Below are 11,668 nucleotides of genomic sequence, written 5' to 3' on the forward strand. Positions count from 1 at the left end.
GGTGTGGTCAGGCATCGAAGCGCGTCACGCGTCCGGCGCGGCGTCGGACTGCTGGCGGCACAGGTCGAGGATGGCCTCCGCGTCCTGCATGCGCAGCAGCTCGGCCACGCGTTCGCCCAGACCGTCCGGCGCGTCCGCCACGCCGCTCGATTCGGCGCGCGCGAAGCGGGTGCCATCCGGCGTCGCCACCATCGCGCGCAGGTGCATGGTGCCGCCGTCGATGGTCGCATGCGCGGCCAGCGGAATCTGGCAGCTGCCGCCGAACACCTGCGACACCTTGCGCTCCGCCGCCACCGACAGCGCGGTCGGACGGTGATTCAACGGTGCCAGCAAGGCCAGGAGCTCCGGACGATCGGAGCGGATCTCGATCGCCATCGCCCCCTGCCCCGCCGCGGGCAGGCTCGTTTCCGGCTCCAGACACGCTTTGATGCGCTGCGGCAGACCAAGCCGTTTCAGGCCCGCCGCGGCCAGGATAATGGCCGCATAGTCGCCGCGATCCAGCTTGCCCAGGCGCGTATCCAGGTTCCCGCGCAGCGGCTTGATGACGAGGTGCGGATAGCGTGCCGCGATCAGCGCCTGGCGCCGCAGCGAACTGGTCCCGACCACTGCGCCGGGCGGCAGATCGTCCAGCGACGCATAGTCGTTGGAAACGAAGGCATCCCGCGGATCCTCGCGCTCCAGCACGGCCGCCAGCTCGAAGCCATCCGGCAGTTCCATCGGCACGTCCTTGAGCGAATGCACCGCCAGGTCGGCGCGGCCCTCGGCCATCGCGACCTCCAGTTCCTTCACGAACAGGCCCTTGCCGCCGACCTTGGACAGGGTCCGGTCGAGGATCTGATCCCCCCGCGTCGTCATGCCGAGGATCTCGATTGTGCAGTGCGGATATAATTGTGCCAATTTTGCGCGTACATGCTCCGCCTGCCACATGGCAAGCCGGCTTTCGCGCGAGGCGATGACCAGTCGATTCATCAAAATTCCGGGCCGTAGATAAGATCACAAATTTTATCATGTGCCCCTATGCAGACCGTGGCCACAAGCCTTTGCACCAACACCCAACTATGGCTCCTATTGGTACAACATGCTCAACCTAGCTGCAGCAAACGATTCCCCCGCCCCGGCCACCGACGATAAGGACGCGCCGCTCAAAGACGACATCCGCCTGCTCGGGCGCCTGCTAGGCGACGTGCTGCGCGACCAGGAAGGCGACGACGTGTTCGACATCGTCGAGACCATCCGCCAGACCGCAGTGCGCTTCCGCCGCGAGGACGACCCCGAAGCGGGCGCCGAGCTGACCGCGCTGCTGTCCAAGCTGACGCGCAACCAGACCAATACCGTGGTGCGCGCCTTCTCCTACTTCTCGCACCTGGCCAACCTCGCCGAAGACCAGCACCACGTACGCCGCCGCCGCGCCCACCTGCTGGCCGGCTCCGAGCCGCAGCGCGGCAGCATCGCCTACGCGCTGGGGCGCCTGAAACAGGCCGGCATCGGCCGCGACATGGTGCAGCAGTTCTTCGGCGAGGCCCTGATCGCGCCCGTGCTGACCGCCCACCCGACCGAAGTGCAGCGCAAGTCGATCCTGGACGCCGAGCACGAGATCGCGCGCCTGCTGGCCGAACGCGACCTGCCGCTCACGCCGAAGGAGCGCGAGCGCAACCAGTGCCTGCTGAAGGCGCGCATCACCGCGCTGTGGCAGACCCGCATGCTGCGCTACTCCAAGCTGACGGTGGCCGACGAAATCGACAACGCGCTGTCGTACTACCGCATCACCTTCCTGTCCGAAGTCCCGGCCCTGTACGACGACATCGAGGAAGACGTGGTGCAGGTCTATGGCGGCGAGGTCGAACACCAGTACGCGCCCTACCTGCAGATGGGCAGCTGGATCGGCGGGGACCGCGACGGCAACCCGAACGTGAACGCGCAGACCATGGAGACGGCGCTGGTGCGCCAGTCCACCACCATCTTCGACCACTACCTGGACGAAGTGCACAAGCTGGGCGCCGAGCTCTCGATCTCCACGCTGATGGTGCCGGTGACGCCGGAGCTGCAGGCGCTGGCCGATGCCTCCACCGACAATTCGCCGCACCGCGTGGACGAGCCGTATCGCCGCGCCCTGATCGGCATCTACGCGCGCCTGGCCTCCACCGCGCGCGCGCTCGGCACCACCAACATCCTGCGCAAGGAAGTGGGCCACGCCGAGCCCTACACCTCGCCCTGCCAGTTCGAAGTGGACCTGCGCATCATCGCCGGCTCGCTGCGCGCCAACCACGCCCCGCAGCTGATCCAGCCGCGCCTGGGCAGCCTGCTGCGCGCGGTCTCGGTGTTCGGCTTCCACCTCGCCTCGCTGGACATGCGCCAGACCTCGGACATCCACGAGCGCGTGCTGAACGAGCTGTTTGCCGCCGTCGGCACCCATGGCGCCTACGCGGAGCTGAGCGAGGAAGAGAAAGTCCAGCTGCTGCTGGCCGAACTCTCGCAACCGCGCCTGCTGTGGTCCCCGTACGCCACCTACAGCGACGAGACGATGAGCGAGCTGCAGATCCTGCGCACCGCGCGCGACATCCGCACCCGCTACGGCAAGCGCGCCATCCGCAACTACATCATCTCGCACACCGAGACCGTGTCCGACCTGCTGGAAGTCCTGCTGCTGCAAAAGGAGACCGGCCTGCTGCGCCTCGCGGACAACGAGCTCGATGCGATGGTGATCCCGCTGTTCGAGACCATCCCCGACCTGCAGCGCGCCGCCACCATCATGCGCGACTGGATGTCCATCCCGCTGGTCAAGCAGCTGATCGAAGGCCAGGGGCGCGAGCAGGAAGTCATGCTCGGCTACTCGGACTCCAACAAGGATGGCGGCTTCCTGACGTCCAACTGGGAGCTGTACAAGGCCGAGATCAACCTCGTCAAAGTGTTCGAGGACGCGGGCGTCAAGCTGCGCCTGTTCCATGGCCGCGGCGGCACCGTGGGCCGCGGCGGTGGCCCGAGCTACGACGCGATCCTGGCGCAGCCGCATGGCACCGTGAACGGCCAGATCCGCCTCACCGAACAGGGCGAGATCATCGCCTCCAAGTTCTCCAACGCGGAGATCGGGCGCCGCAACCTGGAACTGCTGGTAGCGGCCACGCTGGAGGCATCGCTGATGCCGCACGACAGTTCCGGAAACGGCGAGCGCGCCGCGCGCATCAACGGGTTCGAGACCGTGATGGCCGAACTGTCCGAACGCGCCTACCGTGCCTACCGCAACCTGGTGTACGAGACCCCGGGCTTCACCGATTACTTCTTCTCCGCCACGCCGATCGCGGAGATCGCGGAGCTGAACCTCGGTTCGCGTCCCGCCTCGCGCAAAGCCTCGCGCCGCATCGAAGACCTGCGCGCGATCCCGTGGGGCTTCTCGTGGGGCCAGTGCCGCCTGCTGCTGCCGGGCTGGTACGGCTTCGGCTCCGCCATCGGCGCCTGGATCGAAGACGGCGGCGCGCAGAAGGAGGATCGTATCGCGACGCTGCGCGCCATGTTCCAGGAATGGCCGTTCTTCGCGACCCTGCTCTCCAACATGGACATGGTGCTGGCCAAGACCGACCTGGCGATCGCCAAGCGCTACGCCGAACTGGTGGCCGATGCGGAACTGCGCGAGCGGATCTTCAAGCGCATCGCGGGCGAATACGCCGCCACGCTGCGCTGCCTGGAGACGGTCACGCAGAGCGGCCAGCGCCTCGCGCGCAACCCGCTGCTGGCGCGCTCGATCCAGAACCGCTTCGCCTACCTGGATCCGCTGAACCACCTGCAGGTCGAACTGATTCACCGCCACCGTTCGGCGGCGGGCGATCCGGACAAGATCGACGAGCGGGTCCACCGCGGCATCCACCTCACCATCAACGGGGTGGCGGCGGGCCTGCGCAACACAGGTTGATGTCCACTTAAGAAGACAAGGAGCGGCACGGGCCGATGGATTCATCGATGGATTATTTTTCTCTCAAACACTTCCACATGACCTGTGCCGCGCTCTCCGGCACCTTCTTCTTTGTGCGCGGCCTCTGGATGCTGGGTGGCTCGCAGATGCTGCAGCGGCGCTGGGTCAAGGTCGCGCCGCACTTCATCGACTCCGCGCTGCTGGCCAGTGCCATCGGCCTTGCGGTATGGAGTGCCCAATACCCCGGCCAGCAGCCCTGGCTCACGGCCAAGGTCGTCGCCCTGCTGGCCTACATCGGCCTGGGCACGGTGGCCCTCAAGCGCGGGCGCACCCCAGGCATCCGCGCCGCCGCTTTCGTGGCTGCCCTGCTCTGTTTTGCCTACATCGTGGGCGTGGCCATCACAAAGAGCCCGGTCTGGTCCTGAGTTGTCTGAACAGGTTCCCCTACGACATTTGATTAATCTCAATAGTCGTACGTCCAGCAACCTTTGATTTTGAACAAAGGTGTATGTTTTCCCCACAACGACAAGGGGGAGACAGCGTGGACAGGACAGCACTCTGGTGGTTGCGCACGTGGGCGCTCGGGGCCCTGTTTCTGGCGACGGTCGAGGGCGCCATGCTGCTCAAGGCCAGCGAAGCACCCGGTCCGGCCGCCCTCAGCATCCTGACGGTGACCGCCAGTGGCGTGCTGGCCCTGCTGCTGTTCCGCGACGTACCGCGCCTGAGCCTGCCCCGCGCGCCCCGCGCGCCCGGCGCGCACGCCCTGTACGCCCTGATGGCGACCGCCCACGAAGGCCTCTGGCTGCTCGATGCCAGCGGTGCCACCGTGTTTGCCAACGCGCGCTTGGCGGCGATGCTGGGACTGGACGAAAGCCGCCTGCGCGGCCGCTGTGCCACCGACTTCCTGGCCGAGAACAGCGCAGACGACCTGGCCACGGTGCTCGCGCCCGGCGCGTTCCGGTCCGGAATCGCCCGTGACCTGTGCTACCGCCGCGCGGATGGGCAGCTGGGCTGGGCCATCGTCAGCGGCCGGCCAGCGGACGCCGGCCTCGGCCTGCCTGAGGGCACCCTGTTGTTGCTCACCGACATCACAGAACGAAAAAAAGCGGAACTGGCCCTGGCCGCGCTGAAGGCCGACCTGGAGACCCGCATCCGGCTGCGCACGGCCGACCTCACCCGCGCCAACGAGCAGCTGCGCACCGAAATGGGCGTGCGCCTCGAGGCCGAGCTGGCGAAGGCCGAGAGTGATTTGCGGCTGCACGAAATCATGTCGACACTGCCAATCGCCCTGTTCCTCAAAGACCCGACGTCGCGCATCACCATGATGAACGCGGCCTGCGAAGAAGCCTTTGGAGTCCCGCTGGAACACGCGAATGCCGTCGACCAGCGGCTGCCGCCGGGCTTGCGCGGGCGCTACCTGCAGGCCGACCAGCGTGCGTTCCGCCAGCGCGGCCTGGTCACATCCGAGGAACCGATCTGGAACCACACACGCGAGGAATTCCGCCGCCATGTCACTTACAAGAAACCGGTGTTTCACCCGGACGGGAGCCCCGCCTACCTGATCTGTCTCTCGGTCGATATCGAGGAGCGCAAGCGCACCGAGGAAGCGCTGGCCAGCTCGCTGGCCCAGCTGCGCCAGCTGACCGGCCACCTGGAGACCATCAAGGACGAAGAGCGGCGCCGCATCGCCAGCCTGATTCACGACGACCTCGGACAAAACCTGCTGGCGCTCAAGCTGGAGGTGGGCCAGCTCCACATCCGCACCGCGCACCACCCGACCGCCTTTGCCCGGCGCGTGGCCGGCGCCGTCACCACCATCGACGCCAGCTTGCGCGCGGTGCGGTCGATCATCAACGACCTGCATCCCAGCACTTTGGAGCTGGGCCTGGTGGCCGCACTGGAATGGCTGCTGGGCCGGTTCCGGATGCGCAGTGACGTCGCCACCACCCTGAACGTCAGCGGCGGCGAGGGCGAGGATCTGGACCGGCGCATCACCTCCGCGATCTTCCGTGCGGTGGAGGAGTCGCTCAACAATGTGCAGCAGCATGCGGCCGCGCGCAACGTGCGGGTGCGCTTGAACATCTATCACTTCATGGTGGGGGTCACCGTGGAGGACGACGGCAGCGGCATCCGCGACAAGCATCCGCGCGGGTTCGGACTGCGCGGAATCCATGAACGGGCCCGCGCGCTCAATGGCTGGGTCAAGGTGGACAGCACGCCCGGCGTGGGCACGCGGCTGCGCATGATGCTGCCGCGCGTCCTCCCGGTTCCCGATGCCGGTCCGGAGGCGGAAGTGGTCGAGGATGGCCGGCCCGGCGCCGGCGCCAGTGCGGCCAGCGCCTCGCTGTGCGGAGCCGGCGCGGCGGCCGCCTCCAGGTAGCCATCAGCCGCCGAAGGCGTGCTGGTAGCCCAGGTTGAACAGGTCGCGGTCGTCCATCTGCGCGTAGGTCTTCACGCGGCTGAACGCGAAGAAGAACTTGTTGCGCTTGTCCACGTTGTAGTCCAGGTGGACGGTGAACAGGCCATGCAGGCGGGTCGCGTCGTCGTAGGTGTTGCGCGCCCAGTAAGGCCCACCGCCGTACGACAGCGTGAAGGCATTGGTCAGCGGCTGCACCAGCCAGGCCTGCGCCGCCACGCCGCGCCGGTTCACGCGCACGCCGTCGTCGCCTTCGTCGATGCCTTTCACCGACCACCCCAGCCCGTTCAGGTAGCGCCGTACCGAGAACACCGCGCCATTCGAACCGTCGCGGTGCGACATGTTGGTGATGCTGCGGCCGAAGGCGATCCCGCCCCATAGCGGCGTGCCGGCCTCGGTCTCCTTCGAGTACGGCGGCGGCGCGCCGAAGTGGCGGCCGAGGCCAATCTGCAGGGACGTGGAATTGAAGGTGTCCATCAGCGCCACGCGGTTGACGGCCACCCGCACTTCGGTACCGGGCCACAGCTGCGGCACCGGCACGCGCAGCGCGGCCGTGTACAGGCGCCCGCGGCCCGCGTGGTCGTACTGCACGCCACCGATGGTGGTGGTGTTCATGTTGGTGTACGGGCCGCCGCCGATTTCTCCGATCACGCGGCCATCGGCAAAGTCGTGGCTCAGCACCAGCTGGCCCGCGAAGCCGTCCCGGTGGTTGTTGTCCGGGTGCCCCTCGTTGTAGTGGATGATGTCGAAGCGCAGGATGGTGCTGGCGGTGGCCGACTGGTCGCCGCCGAACACCAGCAGGTCGCGGCCCGCGCGGATTTCCAGGCTGCGGCCATTCATGCTCCGGTCGCCGACGGCGGCCGGGCCGTCGATGCGTCCACTGCCAAAGGTGAGCGAAGCGTAGGCGCCATGGCCTTCGGGAGCGTCAGCGCGAGCGGGCGCGCTGCACGCCAGGGCGAGAATGGCCAGCAGGCCTGCGGATCTTGTTCTTGTGATGGGCATGGTGAATTGTCGAGTTCGCTTTGATACGGCGATTATCGGCAATCTTCACGCGCGGGCCCGCACGAATGAAAAACCCCGCCGCGTACAGACACGCGGCGGGGTTCCGGGATCACGAAAGCGTGGCTTACGTGTTGTGCAGGAAGGTCTTCAGCTTGTCCGAGCGCGAGGGCTGGCGCAGCTTGGACATCGCCTTCGCCTCGATCTGGCGAATCCGCTCGCGGGTTACGTCGAACTGCTTGCCCACTTCTTCCAGCGTGTGGTCGTTGGACATCTCGACGCCGTAGCGCATGCGCAGCACCTTGGCTTCGCGCGGGGTGAGTGAATCCAGCACTTCCTTGATCACGCCACGCATCGAGGCATGCATCGCCGCCTCCAGCGGGGCCAGCGTGTTGTTGTCCTCGATGAAGTCGCCCAGCTGCGAATCGCCGTCCTCGCCCATCGGCGTCTCCATGGAGATCGGCTCCTTGGCGATCTTCATGATCTCGCGGACCTTCGATTCCGGCATCTCCATCTTGACCGCCAGCGTCGCCATGTCCGGCTCCGCGCCCGTCTCCTGCATGATCTGGCGCGAGATGCGGTTCATCTTGTTGATGGTCTCGATCATGTGCACCGGCACGCGGATGGTGCGGGCCATGTCCGCGATCGAGCGCGTGATCGCCTGGCGGATCCACCAGGTCGCGTAGGTCGAGAACTTGTAGCCGCGGCGGTACTCGAACTTGTCCACGGCCTTCAGCAGGCCAATGTTCCCTTCCTGGATCAGGTCCAGGAACTGCAGGCCGCGGTTGATGTACTTCTTCGCGATCGAGATCACCAGGCGCAGGTTGGCCACGGTCATTTCGCGCTTCGCGGTGCGGGCGCGCAGCTCGCCGGCGGCCATCTGCTTGTTGATCTTTCGAAGGTCCGCCAGCGGCAGCGCCACGCGGGCCTGCAGGTCGATCATGCGCTGCTGCAGTTCCTTGATCGCCGGGACATTGCGCGACAGGACCGTCGAGTACGGGAAGCCGGCATTGACTTCGCCGTCCACCCACAGCAGGTTGGTCTCGTTGCCCGGGAAGACCTTGATGAAGTGCGCGCGCGGCATGCCACAGCGGTTCACGCAGATGTCCAGCACCGCGCGTTCGATCGAGCGCACCTCGTCCATCTGGCCGCGCAGCGTGTCGCACAGCTTTTCCACCACCTTGGCGGTGAAGCGGATGCCCAGCAGCTCGTTGGAGATGGTTTCCTGCGCCTTGTTGTACTTGGCCGAGCCATAGCCTTCAGTGGTGAAGGCGACGGCCATCTTGTCGAACTCACGCTCGATCAGGGCGAACTTCTCCAGCGCGGCGGTCTTGAGCTGCGCCAGCTGCTCGGCCGAGTAGCCGGCCGCACCGGCGGTCACGCCGCCTTCGTCCTCTTCCTCGTCCAGATCCTCGTCGTCTTCGTCATCCGCGGACGCGGAGGACACGTGGACGGCCGAGTGCTCGTTTTGGTCCACGAAGCCATCGACCACTTCGTCGATCTTCAGCTCGTCCTTCTCGATGCGGTGCGAGAGCTGGATGATCTCCGAGATCGTGGTCGGGCAGGCGGAGATGGCCTGCACCATGTCCTTCAGGCCCTCTTCGATGCGCTTGGCGATCTCGATCTCGCCTTCGCGGGTCAGCAGCGCCACGGCGCCCATCTCGCGCATGTACATGCGCACCGGGTCGGTGGTGCGGCCGAAGTCCGAGTCCACGGTGGACAGGGCGGTGGCGGCGGCGGCTTCCACTTCGTCGTCGGTGGTGGCCGAGGGCACGGTGTCGGACAGCAGCAGGATCTCGGCATCGGGCGCGCGCTCGTAGATGGCGATGCCCATGTCGTTGAAGGTCGCGATCACGCCTTCGATCGCTTCCGGATCGATGATGTTCTCGGGCAGCTGGTCGTTGATCTCGGCATAGGTCAGGAAGCCGCGCTCCTTGCCCATGTTGATCAGGTTCTTGATCTGCTGGCGGCGCTTTTCCAGCTCCGCTTCGGAGATCGAGTCGTCCGACAGCAGGCCGGTCAGGCCGCCGCCTTTCAGCTTGCGCTCGCGCGCCTTGGACGCGGCCTTCAGCTCCGCGCGCTCAACGGCGTTCAGGGCGGCGACTTCATCGTTCTCCGGCACGAACTCGCTCGGCTTGCGGCCGCGGCGGCCCGGCACCTTCACGCCCGGCAGCTGGTAGCCGGAGGTGTCGATCGACGCCAGCACGGCGGCGTCCGAGATCACGCTGGCGGCGGAGGGCTGGGTCGGCACGGCCTGGGCGTCTTCCGCTGCGGCCTTCTTGGCGCGAGTGCGCACGGTCTTCACCGGGGCTTCGGCGGCGGCCGGTGCGGCATCAATGGCGGCGGCGGGGGCCTCGGCGCCCGGCAGTTCCACCACTTTCTTGGCGCGCGTGCGCACCGCCGGCTTGGCCTCGGCCGGTTCCACGGCCGGCTCCGCTATCACGGCGGCCAGGCGCGAGCCCTTCTTCACCACGGTGACCCGGGATTCCGTTTCCGTCTCCAGCTGATACGAGGTGGCGGTCTTCGGCACAGCCAGCGCGGAGTCCTTGCGCGGCGCCTTCTTAGCGGTCAGGGTCAGGGTCTTAGCGGTGTTCTTCATCAAATTACTCTGGTCATGCGCCGCGCCTCCGCGGGCGGCGGAGCGGCGTCTCTGGTTGATTCGGGATCGCCCCCAGCTTAGGGCAGACGGCCGGATATCAAGTCACTGAGCCCGGCGGCAAGAACGAAAAAAAGCCCGGCGGGCGGTGGTCGGGCTTTGGACAATCCATAATTATGCCAGTTTGCAAGTTATTAGGACAATTCACAGATCGCATATCTCTTATTACCGAGGCTAATGCGATGGCCGATTTGACAAGCTGGCCTTGGGAGCCCGACCACTGGCCACGAGTTCCCTCTGCCGCGCTGCGGCACCTCAAACGATCGTGACAAAAGGGGCGGATCATACACGATTGCCGCGCGGCCGGGCACACCGCGACGCGAAGTGTTAAGCCAGCAACAAGCTGTGCGCAAAACCCCGGGCCCGCGTGCTATCCTTCGGCGTTCCAGATTTTTCAATGAGTTACATGAACAACAACAGTCTGGCCGACGCGCCGGCCGGCACCCCCGCCGCCGACGCTGCGGCGACCCCGTCCGCTTCTCCCCGCCAGCTGCTCAAGCAGCTCCAGGACCAGTTCCCGGCCTTCAAAAACTGCCTGCCGCTGGCCATAGGCATCGACAAGCAGATCCTGGCGCGCATGCCGGACGTGGACCGCAAGGTCATGCGGACCGCGCTGGGCATCCACACCGGCTCGATGCGCTACCTGCGCGCCATGGAAAAGGCGACGGTGCGCTTCGACCTGGACGGCAATGCGGGCGAGGAAGTGACCGAGACCCACCGCGCCCACGCCAAGGAGACGCTGCAGCAGCGCTTCAAGAAGGAAGCCGAGCGCAAGAAGGCCGAACGCGAGGCCGCCAAGGCCGAGGAAGCGGCGCGCCAGCGCCAGGAAAAGCTGGCGGCGCTGGCGTCCAAGTTCTCATCGCGCCATTGATGCAGACGCAGCCCGGCGAGGCCGACGCGCCCGAGGAGCTGCTGCCGCCGTACCCGGGGCTCGATTTGTCGCGGGTGCTGCTGGTGCGCACCGCGCCGGATGCGGCCGCCGCGCTGGCCGCCTTGATGGCGGCCGACGCCGTCGGCTTCGACACCGAATCCAAACCGACCTTCGTCAAGGGTGAAAAGTCGACCGGCCCGCACCTGGTGCAGCTGGCGACGGACACGCACGCCTACTTGTTCCAGTATGGCGCCGGTGCCGGGGCCGATGCGCCCTTCGTCGGCGTGATCAAGGCCGTGCTGGAATCCCCGTTGGTTCTGAAAGCCGGCTTTGGCCTGGCGGACGACATCAAGCGCTTGAAGGTGAAGTTCGGGATCGAAATGGCCAATGTGGTCGACCTGGCCAACGTCCTGCGCGAGCGCGGCCAGCGCAACCCGGTCGGCGCCCGTACCGCGGTGGCGAGATACTTCGGCCAAGCGCTGAAGAAGTCGAAGAAGATCACCACCACCAACTGGGCCGTCCCGCGCCTGTCCGAGCAGCAGATCCTGTACGCCGCCGACGACGCCCACGTCGCCCTGCGCATCTACCGCCACTGGCACGCCCTCCGTACCGCCCCGCTCGTCTAGAACTTCGCCCGCCCCCGCCTTGCGCCACCCCAACACCGGGGTCAGGCACCCGCTTCATAGACAAGGCCTGGCCCCACGACGATTTTCACCTTAAAAATCAGACGCTTGCGCGTTGATGTTCTACCATGAACAAAAAAGGCTGAGGCCTGACCCCGTACATGGACGCCCCCGGTTTGCCAAGGTCTCATTTGATGAT

Annotated in this window: 8 protein-coding genes; 5 read left to right on the top strand and 3 right to left on the bottom strand. The window is 66.5% G+C overall.

What is annotated here, in order from left to right; translation table 11 throughout:
* Positions 1-24 precede the first annotated feature (24 nt).
* The gene (hemC, locus tag E4L96_RS03590; RefSeq protein WP_135205862.1) at positions 25-969 is read right to left on the bottom strand and encodes a hydroxymethylbilane synthase; all 945 of its coding nucleotides are present in this window, start codon (positions 967-969) and stop codon (positions 25-27) included.
* A 109-nt stretch (positions 970-1,078) separates the two neighbouring features.
* Between hemC and ppc the strand changes: the two genes are divergently transcribed.
* The 3 genes from ppc to E4L96_RS03605 all read left to right on the top strand — a co-directional run bounded on the left by ppc (position 1,079) and on the right by E4L96_RS03605 (position 6,284).
* Positions 1,079-3,904 (top strand): phosphoenolpyruvate carboxylase, encoded by a 2,826-nt coding sequence (gene ppc, locus E4L96_RS03595; RefSeq protein WP_135205863.1) that lies wholly within the window; start codon positions 1,079-1,081, stop codon positions 3,902-3,904.
* Between the two features lie 47 nt (positions 3,905-3,951).
* Positions 3,952-4,329, top strand: a complete 378-nt coding sequence (locus E4L96_RS03600) for a SirB2 family protein (protein WP_135205864.1) — start codon at positions 3,952-3,954, stop codon at positions 4,327-4,329.
* Between the two features lie 116 nt (positions 4,330-4,445).
* Positions 4,446-6,284, top strand: coding sequence for a PAS domain-containing sensor histidine kinase (locus E4L96_RS03605; protein ID WP_167758591.1), 1,839 nt, complete (start codon positions 4,446-4,448; stop codon positions 6,282-6,284).
* A gap of 3 nt (positions 6,285-6,287) precedes the next feature.
* On the opposite strand, the gene E4L96_RS03610 is transcribed toward E4L96_RS03605, so the two are convergent.
* Both E4L96_RS03610 and rpoD read right to left on the bottom strand, forming a co-directional pair.
* Positions 6,288-7,322: a hypothetical protein gene (locus tag E4L96_RS03610; protein ID WP_135205866.1), complete on the bottom strand. Its 1,035-nt coding sequence runs from the start codon at positions 7,320-7,322 to the stop codon at positions 6,288-6,290.
* 124 nt (positions 7,323-7,446) lie between these two features.
* A complete protein-coding gene (rpoD, locus tag E4L96_RS03615) occupies positions 7,447-9,918 on the bottom strand; it encodes an RNA polymerase sigma factor RpoD (protein WP_135205867.1) in 2,472 nt (823 codons plus the stop codon).
* A gap of 463 nt (positions 9,919-10,381) precedes the next feature.
* Between rpoD and E4L96_RS03620 the strand changes: the two genes are divergently transcribed.
* Positions 10,382-10,846 carry a ProQ/FINO family protein gene (locus tag E4L96_RS03620; protein ID WP_229414207.1) on the top strand — a complete coding sequence of 155 codons (465 nt, stop codon included), beginning with the start codon at positions 10,382-10,384 and terminating at the stop codon, positions 10,844-10,846.
* A complete protein-coding gene (locus E4L96_RS03625; RefSeq protein WP_135205869.1) occupies positions 10,846-11,472 on the top strand; it encodes a 3'-5' exonuclease in 627 nt (208 codons plus the stop codon). The genes E4L96_RS03620 and E4L96_RS03625 overlap by 1 nt, the downstream gene beginning before the upstream one ends.
* Positions 11,473-11,668 lie beyond the last annotated feature (196 nt).

Source organism: Zemynaea arenosa (assembly GCF_004614185.1).
Classification (GTDB): Bacteria; Pseudomonadota; Gammaproteobacteria; order Burkholderiales; family Burkholderiaceae_D; genus Telluria; species Telluria arenosa.